The 17852-nt window shown below is 51.6% G+C and carries 16 protein-coding genes; 7 read left to right on the top strand and 9 right to left on the bottom strand.

Features of this window, described 5'->3' with window-relative positions; genetic code table 11:
• Positions 1–447: 447 nt before the first annotated feature.
• Complete coding sequence (locus FH603_RS20870; RefSeq protein WP_186739642.1) at positions 448–1275, bottom strand: hypothetical protein; 828 nt, start codon at positions 1273–1275, stop codon at positions 448–450.
• Positions 1276–1372: 97 nt separating this feature from the next.
• On the opposite strand from FH603_RS20870, the gene FH603_RS20865 reads away from it, so the two are divergent.
• A complete protein-coding gene (locus FH603_RS20865) occupies positions 1373–2350 on the top strand; it encodes an NAD(P)/FAD-dependent oxidoreductase (RefSeq protein WP_186739641.1) in 978 nt (325 codons plus the stop codon).
• Positions 2351–2362: 12 nt separating this feature from the next.
• Here FH603_RS20865 and FH603_RS20860 read toward each other — a convergent pair whose 3' ends face one another.
• The 4 genes from FH603_RS20860 to FH603_RS20845 all read right to left on the bottom strand — a co-directional run bounded on the left by FH603_RS20860 (position 2363) and on the right by FH603_RS20845 (position 5943).
• Positions 2363–3868: a flavin-containing monooxygenase gene (locus FH603_RS20860; RefSeq protein ID WP_186739640.1), complete on the bottom strand. Its 1506-nt coding sequence runs from the start codon at positions 3866–3868 to the stop codon at positions 2363–2365.
• A 282-nt stretch (positions 3869–4150) separates the two neighbouring features.
• On the bottom strand, positions 4151–4801 hold the full coding sequence (locus FH603_RS20855) for a TetR/AcrR family transcriptional regulator (protein WP_235985450.1): 651 nt from the start codon (positions 4799–4801) through the stop codon (positions 4151–4153).
• Between the two features lie 138 nt (positions 4802–4939).
• Complete coding sequence (locus FH603_RS20850; protein WP_186739639.1) at positions 4940–5383, bottom strand: WapI family immunity protein; 444 nt, start codon at positions 5381–5383, stop codon at positions 4940–4942.
• A 128-nt stretch (positions 5384–5511) separates the two neighbouring features.
• On the bottom strand, positions 5512–5943 hold the full coding sequence (locus tag FH603_RS20845) for a WapI family immunity protein (RefSeq protein ID WP_186739638.1): 432 nt from the start codon (positions 5941–5943) through the stop codon (positions 5512–5514).
• A 322-nt stretch (positions 5944–6265) separates the two neighbouring features.
• Here FH603_RS20845 and FH603_RS20840 point away from each other — a divergent pair, with 322 nt between their 5' ends.
• The 3 genes from FH603_RS20840 to nspC all read left to right on the top strand — a co-directional run bounded on the left by FH603_RS20840 (position 6266) and on the right by nspC (position 9808).
• Positions 6266–7480: a saccharopine dehydrogenase family protein gene (locus FH603_RS20840; protein ID WP_186739637.1), complete on the top strand. Its 1215-nt coding sequence runs from the start codon at positions 6266–6268 to the stop codon at positions 7478–7480.
• 103 nt (positions 7481–7583) lie between these two features.
• Positions 7584–8408 (top strand): energy transducer TonB, encoded by an 825-nt coding sequence (locus FH603_RS20835; RefSeq protein WP_186739636.1) that lies wholly within the window; start codon positions 7584–7586, stop codon positions 8406–8408.
• A 203-nt stretch (positions 8409–8611) separates the two neighbouring features.
• The gene (nspC, locus tag FH603_RS20830; protein WP_186739635.1) at positions 8612–9808 is read left to right on the top strand and encodes a carboxynorspermidine decarboxylase; all 1197 of its coding nucleotides are present in this window, start codon (positions 8612–8614) and stop codon (positions 9806–9808) included.
• Between the two features lie 160 nt (positions 9809–9968).
• On the opposite strand, the gene FH603_RS20825 is transcribed toward nspC, so the two are convergent.
• Both FH603_RS20825 and FH603_RS20820 read right to left on the bottom strand, forming a co-directional pair.
• Positions 9969–10949, bottom strand: coding sequence for a UDP-glucuronic acid decarboxylase family protein (locus FH603_RS20825; protein ID WP_186739634.1), 981 nt, complete (start codon positions 10947–10949; stop codon positions 9969–9971).
• A gap of 97 nt (positions 10950–11046) precedes the next feature.
• Positions 11047–12381 (bottom strand): UDP-glucose dehydrogenase family protein, encoded by a 1335-nt coding sequence (locus FH603_RS20820; protein WP_186739633.1) that lies wholly within the window; start codon positions 12379–12381, stop codon positions 11047–11049.
• Positions 12382–12737: 356 nt separating this feature from the next.
• Here FH603_RS20820 and FH603_RS20815 point away from each other — a divergent pair, with 356 nt between their 5' ends.
• Positions 12738–13910, top strand: coding sequence for an acyl-CoA dehydrogenase family protein (locus tag FH603_RS20815; RefSeq protein ID WP_186739632.1), 1173 nt, complete (start codon positions 12738–12740; stop codon positions 13908–13910).
• Between the two features lie 118 nt (positions 13911–14028).
• Here the strand turns inward: FH603_RS20815 and FH603_RS20810 are convergent, their stop codons facing one another.
• The gene (locus FH603_RS20810) at positions 14029–14271 is read right to left on the bottom strand and encodes a GlsB/YeaQ/YmgE family stress response membrane protein (protein WP_186739631.1); all 243 of its coding nucleotides are present in this window, start codon (positions 14269–14271) and stop codon (positions 14029–14031) included.
• Positions 14272–14344: 73 nt separating this feature from the next.
• Positions 14345–15109, bottom strand: a complete 765-nt coding sequence (pgeF, locus tag FH603_RS20805) for a peptidoglycan editing factor PgeF (RefSeq protein ID WP_186739630.1) — start codon at positions 15107–15109, stop codon at positions 14345–14347.
• 237 nt (positions 15110–15346) lie between these two features.
• Between pgeF and FH603_RS20800 the strand changes: the two genes are divergently transcribed.
• Both FH603_RS20800 and FH603_RS20795 read left to right on the top strand, forming a co-directional pair.
• Positions 15347–15751 carry a hypothetical protein gene (locus FH603_RS20800; RefSeq protein WP_186739629.1) on the top strand — a complete coding sequence of 135 codons (405 nt, stop codon included), beginning with the start codon at positions 15347–15349 and terminating at the stop codon, positions 15749–15751.
• 349 nt (positions 15752–16100) lie between these two features.
• On the top strand, positions 16101–17777 hold the full coding sequence (locus tag FH603_RS20795) for a putative maltokinase (RefSeq protein ID WP_186739628.1): 1677 nt from the start codon (positions 16101–16103) through the stop codon (positions 17775–17777).
• Positions 17778–17852 lie beyond the last annotated feature (75 nt).

The raw sequence follows: 17852 nt of genomic DNA, 5'->3' as shown, positions 1-17852 counted from the left end.
CCGAATTTGATATAAAATGACGTCGAAAGAGAAGAATTTTGAAATGCCTTAGGCGTGTTATGTACCTTCCTTTTTTTAACCATTTTTTTAATCATTCGGAATTGTGTTCGAACAAGCGAACAAAACTACCCAAGTGGCTTTCCACTTCTAACCACACCCTTTAAACTGATTTACTCAACGTTTACCTTTTCATTTTTACCGGATGACCTGATTCCTAAACACGATCCAGTATTCTTTTTTAACCCTGCTACGCTATCCATTTTACATATATCTACTAGTAGTCCTCTCTAAGAATCCATCGTATAGTACCCTGCCCCCCGGCTATTCCAAGTGAAAGGAATAGCCGGGGGGCATTATTATTGTCGCCTAATAAATCACAACAATTGTAGTCTCCCCGTGTGTTTGGCAGCAATCAACGTATCGGCATCTGGCTACCGGAACAACCGGCTACTTCGTAGGCGTCTGCCGTTTTGCCCGCTCCAGTTGCCGGTATGCATCACCGAAATCAGCGCCTTCAGCAATGGCATCGCTCAGGGCAGGCACACCCGCCCGGCCAACCAATGCCAGCCAGCGCGACACTTCGTCGGCTGCGGTCTGGTAGGCCAGCATAACATGGCCATAGTCACCACCAAAAAAATCGCGGGTCGTTTCCAGATCGGCCAGTTTGAGCATCGGCCGACGGGCAAAGGGCATCAGGTTGTCATCGTCAAAAGTATTCGAAGGTGGTTGAAGGCTATCGGGCTGCTCCCAGACCGACGGATTACTGAACCGGTAGTCGACCATCAGGGCCAGCCCCTCGTTGAACCATTGAGGAATTTGGCGTTTTACCCGCCACCACCCTAAGCGGGCAAAAAGCTCATCGTGGCAGAGTTCATGAGCGATCACGTCGGTACTATTCCCGTCGGGCCCAAGAATCAGGTACGATGCGCCCCAAAATGTGCCGATGCTACAGCCTGCCCCCTCACCGCCCACGCAGTATTCCTCGTACTCAGCCTGTTTGGTACAGTAGATCAGTATGGCCTTTCCCTGCTGGCCTCCCCAGAACCGCCGAATACGATGGCGGGCGGCCACCATATGCCGGCTTACCTGAGTTTGCTGGGTAGCGCTGGCGGATCGGTTCACATAAATAAAGCCCTCCCGGCCCGGAGCCACAACCACCCGAAAATCGTTCGAGTAGCTGATACGCATACACCGTACCAACTGCGGATAAAGGATCAGGAAACCAATTGGCAGCGCGATCAGAAGTGGTAGGACGTAGCGAGACAACAAGCGCATGAACAGGACGGCCAATCGAATAAACAGTTTGTTCGATGCGATTTACAAACTGTTCGGTTTAAATTGTAAATCGCATTCCAAAATCAGTTTAAATTAAATGCCTTCATCCCTCATTATTGGCGCAGGCCTGGCCGGTTTGACAGCCGCGCGTGAATTAACCCGCTACGGCTGGGATGTTACTGTCGTCGATAAAGGCCGCGGGATTGGTGGCCGGCTAGCTACCCGACGCATCGAACAGGCCCGGCTGGATCATGGCGCACAGTATATCTCGGCCAAAACAACCGCTTTCAAACACCTCCTTCAGGATTTATCGGCACAAGGCATCGTGGCCGAGTGGCACCTGGAGCAAGCTACGCTGGGCGACACGAATTTCAACCATTCGCGGTACATAGGTGCCAACGGTATGAATGAGATCGCGAAAGCGCTGGCGCGTAACCTGACCGTACTGACGAACGAAACCGTTTGCCAGATCAGAACCGACGATACGGGCTGGCTTGTTGAAACGGAAGCGGGCGCGCAGTATCGGGCCGATTCACTGATTGTCACGATTCCGGCACCTCAGGCCCTGACCCTGCTTGAGAAAAGTCATGTCGGCCTGACCGCTTCTGATCAGCAAGCCCTCTCGGCTATTACGTATCACCCCTGTATCGCGGTGATGGTAGCGATGAATCAGCCGAGTCTTCTTCCCCCTCCCGGTGCCATCCGCTACCAGACGGGTTCTGTAGCCTGGATAGCCGACAATGGACAAAAAGGAATTTCGCCGGACCAGCCATCTGTAACGATTCACGCCAGCGCCGACTTCAGCCAGGCGCACTTCGACAGCGATCTTTCTGGTATTGGTCAGCAACTCATCGATCAGGTAAGCGAGTGGATACCCGCCAGCGCGGTACGTAGCATTCAGGTCCACCGATGGCGCTATAGCCTTGCCAACCAACGCTATCCCGGCTCATTCCTGGCCGCTGCAGCACTGTCACCCCTTTTGTTTGGTGGCGATGGATTTGGCGATGGCAATGTGGAAGGAGCCTTTACGTCGGGATTGCAGATGGCCACCTATCTGCGCGAAAATCTTGCGTAAGTCTCGCTGCTCTCAGGCCGGAGATGCAGGAACGGCCAATGGGTCTGGGTATCGGATGGGTACTACTTCATAGTCGGCCGGGTCAACCCGTTTTGTGGCTTTGCGGTAGGTCACTGTCAGGGCGGGCCAGAGCGTCGTGTTTTTCCCGCGCGAATCCATATACCAGCTCTGACAGCCCGACGCCCAGACAGTACCCGCCATTTTTTCCTGAATGCCCTTGTTATAGGCTTCCTGCGCTTCAGGCTTTACGTCCAGAAACGCGTCTGGCCCCGCCTGATCCAGCAAATCAAGATAACCCAGCACATACTGAACCTGCGATTCGATCATGTGGACAATGGAATTGTGGCCAAGCCCGGTGTTTGGTCCAACCAGAAACAACAGATTGGGATAGCCCGATACGGTAATACCATAGTGCGCTTCGGGCCCTGTTGCCAGCCATTGGTCGAAGAGGTTGCGGCCCTGCCGACCCACGATATGAAGATCGCAGATGATTTCGGAAGCGACAAAGCCAGTACCGAAGATAAGTACATCGACAGGCCGTTCCGTACCGTCTTTTGTCAGGATACCAGTCGGCGTAACCCGCTCGATCGAATCGGTCACCAGGTCGACGTTAGACCGGGTCAGGGCTGGGTAATAGTCGTCTGACACCAGCACTCGTTTACAACCCAGCTTATAGGCAGGGGTTGCCTTTGCCCGTAGTACAGGGTCGCTGATAGATGCGTAGAGGTGTCTGAGCGCTAGCCGGGTACCCAGTTTATTAAAGGTCTCATTACCAAGGAATGACAGACCCCGCAGTTCATTCAACCAGTAGATACCTGACCGGTAAGCCTGCTGTAACAGGGGCAACCGGCGAAACAGCCGCTGTTCGGTTGAGGAAACGGCCCGGTCAGAACGAGCCGTTATGTAGGGGGCCGTCCGCTGAAAAACGGTCAGCTGCTCCACGATAGGCGCTATCTGGGGAATGATCTGGATAGCACTGGCCCCCGTTCCAACGACGGCAACCCGTTTACCGGCCAGCTCACAGGTAGTATCCCACGTTGAGGAATGAAAAGCCTTACCGGTAAACGTATCCAGCCCGGCCAGTGTTGGCATACTCGGCCGGTTAAGGGGTCCAATAGCGCCAATAACGACGCGGGCCGTTGTCAGGCCGCCAGCCCGATCGGTCAGCGTCCAGAAACCAGCAGATTCAGAAAACGCCGTGTGGATAATATCGGTATTGTATCGAATGGCAGAAGCCAGTTGATAGGTGTCGACGATATCATTGAGGTAAGCAAAAATTTCGGGCTGGGTCGAGTACATCCGGGACCAATTCGGGTTGGGCGCAAACGACAGCGAGTAGAGGTGGGAAGGAACGTCGCAGGCGCATCCCGGATAGACATTATCGCGCCAGGTACCACCCACTTGAGCCGCCCGCTCGAACACGATAAACGAGGTACCCCTACGCTGTTTCAGCCGGATAGCCGCGCCCAGACCAGCAAATCCAGCCCCGATTATAGCAACGTCGACCTGTGGAGTCATAAATCAGTGGCAGATTTTATCGTGGTAAAACTACCTCAACTATACGTTCGGCTACTTCGCTACGTACACATGCTCAGGGCCATCCCCCGTTTTATTTGCAGCACCTGCTGAGGCTACGTGGGTCAGCCATGCCCGCCACGGCCCACGCATCGATTCATGTAAAAAGATCAATGACGATTGGGGCTGAAATAGAGAGCCTTTAACTGGAACAGGCGTATATCTGGCTAATCTGGTATACTATCCAAATCAGACCTGATACACGCCTTATAGAAATGGGACTGGCTACTTAACCTCTACTTTCCTGGTGCTTTCGCGCTCCAGGGCAAAATTAAGGCTGGAATAGATGCGCCGGATAGCGGTTTCCAACCGTTCCCAGCCTGCTTCCGAGCGCAGATCAATATCTACTATTTTATCCCGCTGGCTACTGATCAGTACCATATGCGTGACAGCGGCTATCATCAGGCTGGTAATGGCGATGGGGTCATAATCCGAATAGGGAGCTAGTTTGTCGACCAGGTCTTTGTAGGACTGGTCGCGAAATTCGGCCAGACGGCGGGCCAGTTCGGTTTCGCCATGACTCATCTCCCACCGGATCAATTCCTGCGATGGCTTACGGGCCCGGAATTCGCGCATAAACTGAATGGTATACTCTGACCATACCTTACTTCGGTTCTCGACGGGCAATGACTCCGGCACTGACTCCAGAAACTTCTCATTGAACATCGACAGGAAGAATCCACGCTGGACATAGGCTTCCAGCAGCCCGTTCCATCCACCGAAGTAGCGGTAAATAAGCACCTTGTTAACGCCAGCCCGTTCAGCTACGGCATTAATCCCTGCCTTTTCTGTCCCCCGTTCAGCCATGACATCGCCCATTGCGCGGAGGATGCGCTCCATGGTCATCTGGCGATTTCTACGCTTGACAACTTTCATACTGATGCTGTTTATGTTTTAAATTAGGCGTGTGTGTACAAACCCGATTCGGGCTGCAGTATTAATACTATAAATCTACCGAATTTATAGTCTGGCTACAAATATGTATAATGCCAATGATGTTACCAAGTGGTAACCTCATCGACGTACCGGAAAACTGAGGAACTGGTCCGACAATTGATTGATAGCCTCCAACAACTTCCGTTTTGGAATAACTACCGGTAACCAGAAAGGAGAAAATGGGTCGTCGTGCCAGTCGGGTGCGACCTCGAAGGCAAGTTTTATTTGCAACAGAAACTCATCGGAATCGGCCGAAATACATTCAAAGCTCAGACAAGGCTCATTGAATAACAAACGATTCTGAGAGCGGCCAGTAGTGTGCAGCAAACGAAGCCAGTTGAGCAATTTTTCAACCTCATACGTGTGCAGAATTGCCGCTGTAGATGTAGACTGGTGATGTTGCCAACCCGACCGCACCGCTACCCACAACAAATTCCGATCAGCCAGCGAGGAGCTGTCCGGCGCGTGTTCGTAATCAAGGATGTTGAGCTCGAAAAAGCTGCGCTGGCCGATCAATAACATAGACTACACGTGTATGTGTAAAGGGGGAGTGTTTGTAATCTAAGCACATAGAGATACACGGCAGAAAGATAGGTATATACGTTAGTAAATACAAATCTCTGTTCATAAAGTAACAAACGGCTCCTTGTTCACCGCTCAGGATAGCTGGCTAACTGACCCGATAGCTGGTCGATCGCTTCCTGCAACTGGGCACGGTTGAGCAATAGATTCAACTCTACAGGAACATCAGGATAGTTATGCCAGGCTGGCGTAAGCGCGTGGTCTAACTGAATCTGCAGCCGGTATTTCTCATTGGGCAACGCAGAAGCCTCGACACTAAGTCCGGGCTCAGAAAAAGTCAAATCGATGCGGTTGGCGGCTCTGGTCCAGAGTGCTTTCAGGCCGTTGAGCAGCCGGTTCACCTCCCAGGTTTTCAGGGGCACTGACTGTGAATCGGTTTGCTGACGCCAGCTGGTAGAAAATCGACACAGTAAATTGTTACGTTCACGCCAGTGAGCAACGTCGCTCCCGTAGCCGAGGATGGATAATTCGAATGAGCCGGAGGAAGATCGTAGTTTCATAGCGGTTAGATTGAGTAATGTTCTTTCATTGATGAATAGGCTAATACCCTACTTAACAAATATACTAAATCTTTGTTTCGAAAGTCAATCATGACGCAATGATTTGTAAATGAACCACTTTCCTGTTTTTCAGTTCTCAGATCATTGCCTATTCCCGAATGTCGGGTACGCGGGTGGGCCGTTGCCTTTGTAGCGATTGAGCTTGCGTGTTCCATTTAAGCGGTTTTCTGGCTGATTCCGGTTTACGCCATATTTTTAGCGGCTTCCTGACTTTGTCTATCTTTGCAGCCAGGTTATTTTTTGAACTATAAAAACGAACTACATGGCAAATGTGCTCATTATTGGAGCAGGTGGCGTAGGAAGCGTCGTGGCGCACAAATGTGCGATGAACAGTACCGTCTTCACCACGATTATGCTGGCCAGCCGCACAAAGGCAAAATGTGACCGGATTGCAACCGAGATTCAGGAAATGCACGGGGTGACCATTCAAACGGCGCAGGTCGATGCCGACGTGGTGCCCGAAATGGTAGCGCTGATTCGGTCTTTCGAGCCAACGCTCGTTATCAATGTAGCCCTGCCTTATCAGGATTTGCCCATCATGGACGCTTGTCTGGAAGCCGGTGTACATTATATGGACACGGCCAACTACGAGCCCAAAGACGTTGCTAAATTTGAATACAGTTGGCAATGGGCTTATAAAGAGCGTTTCGAAAAAGCAGGATTGATGGCTTTGCTTGGCTGTGGTTTCGATCCCGGTGCTACACAGGTGTTTACCGCCTACGCCAATAAGCATCATTTCGACCGGATGGACTACCTGGATATCGTCGACTGCAATGCCGGCAACCACGGCAAAGCATTTGCGACCAACTTCAACCCCGAGATCAACATTCGCGAGATTACCCAGCCCGGTCGTTACTGGGAGAACGGGGAGTGGATCGAGATACCGGCCATGAGCATCCATAAAGCCATTGAATACCCGGAGATCGGTGAGCGGGAATCCTATGTTCTTTATCACGAAGAACTGGAATCGCTGGTCAAAAACTTTCCGACTCTAAAGCGGGCGCGGTTTTGGATGACCTTCGGACAGGCCTACCTGACCCACCTCGAAGTACTGCAAAATGTGGGTATGACCCGCATCGATCCGGTACCGTTTCAGGGTATGAATGTTATCCCACTCGAATTTCTGAAGGCGGTGTTACCAGCCCCCGAAAGTCTTGGGGAGAATTACACCGGCCAGACGAGTATCGGCTGTCAGATCAAAGGAATGAAGGACGGTGCCGACCGGACCTATTTTATCTGGAATAACTGCGATCATGCCGAAACCTACCGTGAGGTGCGCGGACAGGCGGTAAGCTACACAACGGGAGTCCCGGCCATGATTGGCGCGATGCTCATTCTGACCGGTGTCTGGATGAAACCCGGTGTCTGGAACTGCGAAGAGCTTGACCCCGATCCATTTATCGAGCAGATGAACAAGCAGGGCTTACCCGTTCAGGAGCGCATCGATATACCCCTGCCGCACGAATATCCGGTATAGGTGTTACGGCGATTTCGTGAAAAGAGGGAACAAGCCACAGATCGTTTTGTGGAATTGAGTTGACGTAGGCATCTACCCGGTACACTGATAAACATCCGGTACCATGCTCAACCCCAACTCGTCCAATACGGTAGCGCTGACCTACGACGAAATCATTTTTCAATCCCGCAACCGGGCTTATGGTGCCTTTAACCTGCGCCAGCATTACCGACCGACGCTCACCCTTGCACTGGGACTGGGCGTCGGTTTATTTCTGGCAGGCCTGTACGCACCAACTTTGTACAGCAGGATCTGGCCGGGCGATCAGCTGGCCAATACAGACATTATGGTACAGGCCGACATCATCGAGCTGACAGAACCGCCAGCCGAACGCCCCCTACCCCCTGTTGAGCAGGCACCGGCGGTCAATACCGTGCGGAACCTGGTGCCTATTGTCATGCCCGAAGCTGATGTGGTCGAGGATGCCCTGCCACCCACTACCGACGATCTTCAGGATGCAACCTCCGGACCGCTAACCGCCGACGGTACGGGCGATGTTGACGTCATTGCTCCACCCGAGGCCAGTGCGGCAACGGCCGATGAGAAAGCGCTTGAGGTAGCGCCCCGAACGGAGGATGTGTTCGTCGCTGTTGAGCAGGAACCCCAATACCCTGGCGGCCTGGACGCGCTACGCACCTTTTTGAGCAGGAGTCTGAACTATCCACGGGCAGCCGCCAGCGCGGGTGTATCAGGTAAGGTGTTCCTGAGCTTCGTTGTCAACACAGACGGTAGCCTGACCGATATCCAGGTGCTGAAAGGTATTGGTTTCGGCTGCGATGAAGAAGCCGTTCGGGTAATTCGGAAGATGCCCAACTGGCGACCTGGCAAGCAGTCGGGCCGGGCGGTACGGGTAAAATACAACCTACCCATCTCCTTCACACTGGAATAGAATACAGTAAGTGAAATTAACCCATCAACCCTGCCACTACCGGGGGCTACGCCCACTGGCAGGGCGAGCAGATAACCCTGCCAGTGGGCGTAGCCCCTGGTAGTGGTTATCCTTACTTATTCATCCTGCCAATTCTGTTCGGGATCGATTATCCACCGAACTACCCGCGACAGAGCAGGCATTAGTTTGCTTACCTTTGTGGTATGAATATGACCTTACAGCCGCATCTGGATACGATTCCATCCCCCTGCTTCGTGCTGGAAGAAGCCAAGCTTCGCCGAAACCTCGAATTGATCGACTCGGTGCAGAAAACAGCCGGAGTGACCATCATTCTGGCGCTGAAAGGCTTCTCGATGTACAGCGCCTTTCCCATCGTTCGTGAGTACCTGAGCGGAGCAACCGCCAGTTCACTCAACGAAATAAAGCTCGTCAACGAATACATGGATGTAAAAGCGCATACCTACATCCCGGCCTATCAGGATCAGGATTTCGATGAGGTACTTCAGCGCAGCAGTCACTTGACGTTCAATTCCTGGAGTCAGTGGGAACGCTTCAGCGGACGTGTGGCGCAGTACAACCAACATCAACTGGCGGCAAACAGCGACGAACACGTACCGGCATCAACTGTCAGTTGCGGCATCCGGGTCAATCCGCAATATTCGGAAGTGGCCACCGACATGTACAATCCCTGTGTGCCGGGTTCCCGCCTGGGTGCCACCCGCGATCAACTGCCCGATCAATTACCGGATGGACTGGACGGTATTCACTTCCACACCCTCTGCGAAAATGACTCGTTTACGCTGGAACGCACGCTCGACGCGCTCGAAAGCCGGTTTGGAGAATTGCTCCATCAGGCAAAATGGGTAAACCTCGGCGGAGGCCACCTCATGACCCGCGAAGGCTACGACACCCAGCACCTGATTGGTCTGCTCAGGGCATTCCGCGAGAAATATAACGTCGATATAATTATGGAGCCTGGCTCGGCCATTGCCTGGCAAACGGGCGTACTGGTTTCCACGGTACTCGACGTGCTCAACAGCCAGGGAATCGACGTAGCAATTCTGGACACCTCCTTCGCGGCCCATATGCCCGATACACTTGAGATGCCCTACAAACCACGCATTCTTTCTGCCTATCACGAACCGGTAGCAGGCAAACCTACCTACCGGTTAGGTGGTATGACCTGCCTTGCCGGTGATTTTATGGGCGATTACTCGTTCGACAAGCCATTGGAAATTGGCGATACGCTCGTCTTCGACGATATGATCCACTATACGATGGTAAAAACGACGACGTTCAATGGGGTCAATCTGCCAGCCATTGGTATGTTGACAACCGACGACCGGTTTGAATTGATCCGGACGTATGGCTACGAAAGTTTTAAAGATCGGCTGAGTTAACCGGTTGTTAGCCGACCATCACTTATGGTCGGCTAACAAACAAAAAACCTGCGTACAATACAGTTCGCAGGTTTTTAGAAGACAGCTAAAGGCAACGGCGCAAGGCAGTTACCTCTGTAAAGGTAAGCCGGTTTTACAAATCATACTACCGGCAACTTTATTAAATCTTGGCAAACTCCCGGTGGTAAGCGGCTTTGTAAAGCTCCTCTTCGGGCAGGCTCTTAAAGTATTCGTAGGTAATCCGAAGACCTTCCTCGCGCGACACCTTCGGCTCCCAACCCAAAATTGCTTTTGCTTTGGTAATATCGGGCTGACGCTGCTTGGGATCGTCGGTAGGCAGGTCCCTGAAGACCAACTGCTGCGATGTACCCGTCAGTTTGATAATCTCCTCACCGAATTCTTTGATCGTGATCTCCGACGGATTGCCAACGTTTACCGGGTAGGCGTGGTCGCTCAGCAGCAACCGGTAAATTCCTTCAACCAGGTCATCGACGTAGCAGAACGAACGCGTCTGGCTACCGTCGCCAAAAACCGTCAGGTCTTCGCCCCGGAGTGCCTGGCCAATGAAAGCCGGCAACACACGGCCGTCGTTCAGGCGCATTCGTGGTCCGTAGGTGTTAAAAATCCGAACAATACGCGTTTCCAGGCCGTGGTATGTATGATAAGCCATTGTCATGGCTTCCTGAAAGCGCTTGGCTTCGTCATAAACGCCACGCGGTCCAACGGGATTCACGTTACCCCAGTATTCTTCTGTTTGCGGGTGAACGGTTGGGTCGCCGTACACTTCAGAGGTGGATGCGATCAGCACACGCGCCCCTTTCACACGCGCCAGACCCAGGCAGTTATGGATACCCAGCGACCCCACTTTAAGGGTCTGAATCGGAATTTTCAGGTAGTCGATCGGACTGGCTGGCGAAGCAAAATGCAGGATGTAGTCCAGTTCACCCGGCACGTGGATGTACTTGGATACGTCATGGTGGTAGAACTCAAAATTCGGCAGGTGGAACAGGTGCTCGATATTGCGAACATCGCCCGTGATGAGGTTATCCATAGCCATCACGTGATACCCTTCTTTAATAAACCGGTCGCACAGGTGCGATCCTAAAAACCCGGCCCCGCCGGTAATGAGTACTCGTTTCATATGTTTGACGGTATGTTGACCCATGTCGTGTAATTTACCCAGAGGTAAACGGACTACATGGGTCAACGATCGGTATCCTTTTTACGTGCAGGTTTACTTATTTAACAGGCTGCTCAACAGGCACCTTGATAGCCTCACGGCCAACGCTGTAATAGGTATACCCCATATCGCGCATCTGCTCCGTTTCGTAGACGTTACGTCCGTCAAAGATAACGCGGCCTTTCATCAGCAGATTCATTTTATCGAAATCAGGTGTACGGAACAGCGGCCACTCAGTAATGATAAACAGGGCATCGGCATCATCGAGCGCAGCATACTGCGTATGGGCGTAGGCTACGGTATTGCCAATCTGATTCCGCACGTTGTCCATCGCTTCGGGGTCGTAGACGGTTACCTTCGCACCGGCTTCCACGAGCGCCTTGATATTGTCAAGCGCTGGTGCTTCCCGAATATCATCCGTGTACGGCTTGAAGGCCAGTCCCCAGACAGCAATGGTTTTCCCTTTCAGATTGCCGCCAAAATGCGCCAGTATCTGCGGAATCATCATTGTTTTCTGACGGTAGTTGACTTCCATAACCGACTTGAGCACCTTGAAGTCGTAGTCGAAATCCTGGGCCGTTTTAGCCAGGGCCTGTACGTCCTTAGGAAAACAGCTGCCACCATAGCCGATACCGGCAAACAGAAAGCGCTTACCAATGCGGCTATCGGTACCGATTCCCCGGCGGATATCATCGACGTTGGCCCCAACTCGTTCGCACAGGTTGGCAACTTCGTTCATGAACGTGATTTTCGTGGCCAGAAACGCGTTAGCCGCATATTTGGTCATTTCAGCCGAACGCTCATCCATAAAAATAACGGGGTTGCCCTGCCGAACCAGCGGAGCATACAAGCGGTTCATTACCCCTTTCGCACGATCTGATTTCGTACCGATCACGACACGGTCAGGCTTCATGAAATCTTCGACGGCCACACCTTCCCGGAGAAATTCGGGGTTGGAGACAACATCGAAGTCCACTTTGGCATTGTCGGCAATGTGGGCATGAACTTTTTCGGCCGTTCCAACGGGAACCGTGCTCTTGTCGACGATCACAGCATACTGGTTCAGGATTGGACCAAGGTCGCTGGCTACCTTCAGAATATATTTCAGGTCGGCCGATCCATCCTCGCCCGGAGGGGTTGGCAGGGCAAGGAAGATAACTTCCGCTCCTTTGATGCCTTCTTCCAGATTAGTGGTGAACGTCAGGCGACCTTCTTCAACATTCCGGTGAAACAAGGTTTCGAGACCTGGCTCGTAAATGGGCACGATGCCGTTATTGAGTTTTTCAACTTTACGCTCGTCAATATCAACGCACGTAACCTGGTTACCCGTCTCTGCAAAACAAGTACCCGTAACAAGACCTACATATCCTGTACCGACGACTGCCAATTTCATAGGCGTATATAAAAAGAAGTTAAAATTCTACGATCGATAATAATCCACTCTGCTCCGGACTATCGCAAAAATAGGAGTTTTCTCCTAACACATCACTCAATTCGCCCCTTTAATGACTCACCGGTAGCTAAGTTGTTACGGGCGTCGTCAAAATCCGGTATCTGACAAAAAAAGTTACAAAACCGGCGTTAGTTGTCATCAAAACACTCATTATAAAGATCATCCTTTTTTTTCATACTAATTTCCGGCCATAGGGCATCCGTTTTGGTCGAATTGTGGTTATATAAGAAGATATTGCATTTGTCCATTATGGATATAAATTCATCAATAAACTACACAAGTAAACAGTAACCAGAATGACCAGTGAAATTGTAGAAAACCAAGTAAGCGCCGGTGATGAGAGGGCAGACGTTTCACAACTTATTGTACAATCGGTACGCGATTTGAGCGAGCGATTAATTCGCCCGAACATTCGAAAATGGGACGAAGACCAGTATTTTCCCGCCGATCTGTTTCGTCAGTTAGGGGATCAGGGCCTGATGGGCATGCTGGTGCCGGAACTATATGGCGGAGCCGGTTTGGGCTACCGTGAGTATGTGGCCGCTATTGTGGAGCTATCACGGGTCGATGGGTCTGTGGGTTTATCGATGGCTGCCCACAATTCACTCTGCACCAACCAGATTTTGATGTTTGGCAATGAGGCCCAGAAACAACTGTACCTGCCCCGGCTGGCTACAGGCGAATGGCTGGGCGCGTGGGGGCTTACCGAACCCAATACGGGGTCGGACGCAGGCAATATGCGTACTACAGCCGTTAGAGAGGGAGACGAATGGGTGCTTAATGGTGCTAAAAACTTTATTACCCACGGTCGCAGCGGTAACGTTGCCGTAGTCATCGCCCGTACGGGCGAACCCAATACGTCGCGCAATGCCACAGCCTTCATTGTCGAACGCGGAACCCCCGGTTTCTCAGGAGGGCGCAAAGAGGATAAATTAGGGATGCGGGCGTCAGAAACCGCCGAGATGCTTTTCCAGGACTGCCGCCTGTCGGACAGCCAACGGCTGGGCGAAGTGGGCGATGGGTTTGTGCAGTCGCTGAAAATACTCGATGGTGGGCGAATTTCCATCGCAGCCCTAAGCCTGGGCATTGCTTACGGAGCCTACGATGCAGCGCTGGCCTACGCCAAAGAACGTGAACAGTTCGGCCAGCCCATTGCTAACTTTCAGGCTATTGGCTTTAAACTAGCCGATATGGCAACGGATATTGAAGCCGCCAAACTGCTTACCTATCAGGCAGCCGATTTGAAAAACGAAGGCAAGTCGGTTACGAAAGAATCGGCAATGGCGAAACTGTTCGCATCAGAAACAGCGGTACGGGTAGCGAACGAGGCCGTCCAGATTTTTGGTGGCTACGGTTATACCAAAGATTTTCCGGTTGAGAAGTTCTACCGCGACGCCAAACTCTGTACTATTGGCGAAGGCACCAGTGAAATCCAGAAACTGGTTATCTCGCGGCAGATACTGAAATAAAGGGAGGAAAGGGAAGAAAAAAGGGAGTAAAGGGAGGAGGGGGACGAAAGGGAGGAAGGACTAGCGCGACAGCAATCCTTTTTCCCTTTCGTCCCCCTCCTCCCTTTACTCCCTTTATTTATATTGTTTTGCGTGACCCTTTGATCAGAGCAGCAATACCAAGCACAATAACAGCGCCAACGAAGGCGGTCACAATCTGATCGATGATTCCACCATCGCGGCCAAAGATGTAGCCGCCAATGAACCCGCCTAAAATACCCAGCAGAATCTGGACGATCAGCGAGAAAGAAAACCGTTTAAATACGAGGTCAGCCAGAAAACCAGCAATACCACCGACGAGGATTGAATACAGGATACCCATAGTTTTAATAAATGCGTTGAGTGAGAGATATATTTGAGAAACAGGAACATAACTCCGCTCCTTCCCTTTTTGTTTAAGCGCCTATACCAATAACGGCCAGCATCCGCCCGGTTTTCCCCTGTTCGGCCCGGTAAGAAAAATACTCATCATTGTTTAGTACCGTCGAGAAAGCTGACACGTCGATCTGTGCGGCAGGAATACCAAAGGCAGCTAACAGGCTTACGTTGGCCGCTTTAAGATTGGCGCAGGTTACCTGTCTACCGGGGTCAGTCTGCACGAAAGCTGGCGGAAACTGACTCGCCACCTCGTCGCCGACTTCAAATGTCGTTTCGTCAATGCACGTACCCACATAAACATAACACTGTTTCCCCGTTGTCCCGAACTGCTGCTGCATAGCCAACAGCGTTTTGGTGACGATACCCCCCACCGTGCCGCGCCAACCCGCATGAACGGCCGCCACCGCCTGGTGCTCGTGGTCATAGATCAGGATAGGCACACAGTCAGCTACGGTTACGCCAACCAGGAGACCCGGCCGACTGGTGATGAGCGCATCATACCCAGTGAACCGGCCAGACTCCGTTGTGTGTAAAACGTCAGTACCGTGAACCTGATAGGAAGACGCAAACCCGAACGTGTCGGCTGTTAAAGCCTTGAAAAACCGGCGTCGGTTTTCGTCGACATGACTGGCTTCGTCATCGGTGTTGATACCAAGGTTAAGCGAAGAGAAGGGCGGTTGGCTCACCCCCCCATGCCGGGTACTTTCGGCCGCAACCAGATGCGTAAAGGGCTTGAACACGTGCGGAACACGATGGGTTAGAGCAGACGATTCAATGATCATGGTCAAATTCAGCTGATTGAGCGCTTACAGGTGCAAGTTACACCCTGAAGTGATATCGTTCAGCGTCAGAAATTCAGCTCACTTATGATCGATACAACGCCCTTTATCCGCTCATCCCGACATTCGACCGTTCTAGTACTTTGTAATGCATAGTACCAGCTGTAGCCTATATCTTTGTTTCACCAATCGGGAATAACCCGGGTCTAACTAGTCACTCAAACAAAAAAACCAAGTATCATGAAAACGCTCACCAAATCCCTGCTCCTGGCTTTTTCGCTAAGTTTTGTCGCTCTCTCGGTTAGCGAAGCCAAACCTGGTCGTCCAACAGCGGCAACCTTCAAAACCGGCATATACACCTCCGGCAACAGCAAACTCAATATTGCGCTCGACAAACAAGTTGGTGGGGCTGTCGATATTCAATTGAAAACAACCAATGGTGTACTCCTGTATACGCAGCGCGTTGGCAAGAAAGAAGAATCATTCCGCATTCGTCTAAATCTGGACGAGTTGGTTGATGGTGATTATGTGCTCGAAATCACCAACGGTGTTCAAGTAACCCGTCAGACCGTTTCGCTCAAGACCAGGCAGCCAGCCGCCCTCAACCGTGTTATTCAAACTGAACTTTCTGCAATCAATGAGTAGCGGCTCAGCACGCCATTACCAGCCGGACCGATCAGATCGGGCCGGCTTTTTTTTGACCTGTCCAGGCTGCTGCCCCTGAAATGGGCGGGAAACAGCGTAGTCGCTCGTCTCTCTGCCCCAGGTAGACAATTACCTGAACGGGGCCTTATTCGAATCAAAACCAGTTTCATCGGGCCGAAACTGGTTTTTTAGTGTTTACTACCCAGCACCTTGCCTGGCCTAAGCCGATTTTTGTCAGCACTGTCATGGTATACTATAGTGTATATTCAAGAAATTTTTGACTCATAAAAGGAAAAGGCGACTTTAAGGTAACCCAAAATGCTGCCTATCCTTTAACCGACTGCCATTCATGCCTACAGATCAGCCTTTTGTTTCGTCTGTTACCTGGTCCGATGCGATCAACAATTCCGGTTTCTGGTCCTCCCTGGCCCAGACAGTACTTCCTCCCTACGTCAATACCTGCCGGTGGTTTGCCGGGAAAGCCCGTCCTCAAACTGGTTTCGCCATTCAGACTGTACATGTAGTGCCGTTGAGCGATGGAGATGTAGCTTATCTGCTCATTCTGGAAGCCAGCTATGCCAACGGCTTACCCGAACAGTATTTATTGCCCCTTTCGTTTGTTAGCGATCGGGCATCGCGGACCCTGCCCTTTCGTCTGGCCGACGTTCCTGAAAAGGGCCGCATAGGCGACGCGACGCTGGGCGGGCGGGTAGGAACCCTTATCGACGCCATTTACGATGAGCGCTTCCGGCAAGCCTTGTTTGGCGGTATTCAGCAAAATCAGACCATAGCGCAGGCCAACGGTCAGCTTACCTTCCATCGCGGTAATGGGCTCGACAATGACGACAGACTTCATTCGCAGGTATTGCCTGTCGATTCGAGCAATTCGGCAATGACGTTCGGCGATAAATATTTCCTGAAGCTTTATAGAAAGTTGTTCAGCGAGACAAATCCGGAGGTGGATATGGTAGCCTTTTTAACCGACGAGAGCAGCTTCGACAATATACCGGCTTTCGGCGGCAGCATTGTCTGGAAGCAGGGGTCTACCGACGTAACACTTGGCATGATGCAACGAATGGTTTCCAATGACAGAGATTCGTGGGCACAAACGGGCGACTACCTCAACGATTTCCTGTATGCCGTTCCGCAACGTATTTTTTCAATCCGGGAAGACGTCTTCGAAAAGGTTGAACTGCTCGCCAGACGGACAGGTGAAATGCACTGTGCCCTGTACAAACCTATCCGGGACGGTATACCCTCTAACCCGGATTTTGCCCCTGAATCGTTCACCCCTGAGTACCGTGATTTCCTGATCCAGCGCTTCGAAGATTTGCTGGAACGCCGGTATACATTGCTGATCGACAACTACACGAAACTCGATCCACAGGCACAGCGGCTGGCCTGGGTGTTTATGGAAGCCCGGGAAATGATTGAGACGTTTATCGCCGACTTCCGCACGCGTTCCATCGATTCGATGCGTATCCGTATTCACGGCGACTATCACCTCGGGCAGGTCCTGGCAGTAAAGAATGAGAACAACGAGGATGACTTCATCATTATTGATTTTGAGGGTGAGCCAGAGTCCAGCATTAGTGAGCGTAAGATCAAACACTCGCCCCTTAAAGATGTAGCGGGCATGATCCGGTCGTATCACTACGCTGTTTCGGCTAAGCTCTTTAACTCGGCCGAAACGGAAGAACTCGACCCCGATCATTTACAGCGGGTGTCGGACCGATGGTTTTACCTCATCCGGGACACCTTCCTGAATGCTTATTTCGACGTCTTCGGTACACCGCATCCGCTATTCAGGAATAATAATGAAACCAACTTTCTGCTACTGATCTATCTGCTCGAAAAAGCGGTCTACGAACTGGGTTATGAAATCAGTTACCGACCCTCCTGGGTGAAGATTCCTCTCAAAGGTATTATCGACGTGATCCGCGAAATCGAAAAAATCCGCCTGAGCGATAGCGATGGTCCGTCCGACGTTCCCATGCTACAAACCGGGTTGTTGCAGAAAAATTGAGGGTACCCGTTACGGGCATTTGTGAAAAGCAATCTCTACATTACCGGACATTATCTTTACTCCGTAACATTCATC

Source organism: Spirosoma utsteinense (assembly GCF_014282275.1).
Classification (GTDB): Bacteria; Bacteroidota; Bacteroidia; order Cytophagales; family Spirosomataceae; genus Spirosoma; species Spirosoma utsteinense.
The sequence above is the reverse complement of the archived record's forward strand: the minus strand, read 5'-3'. Positions and strand labels throughout refer to the sequence as shown.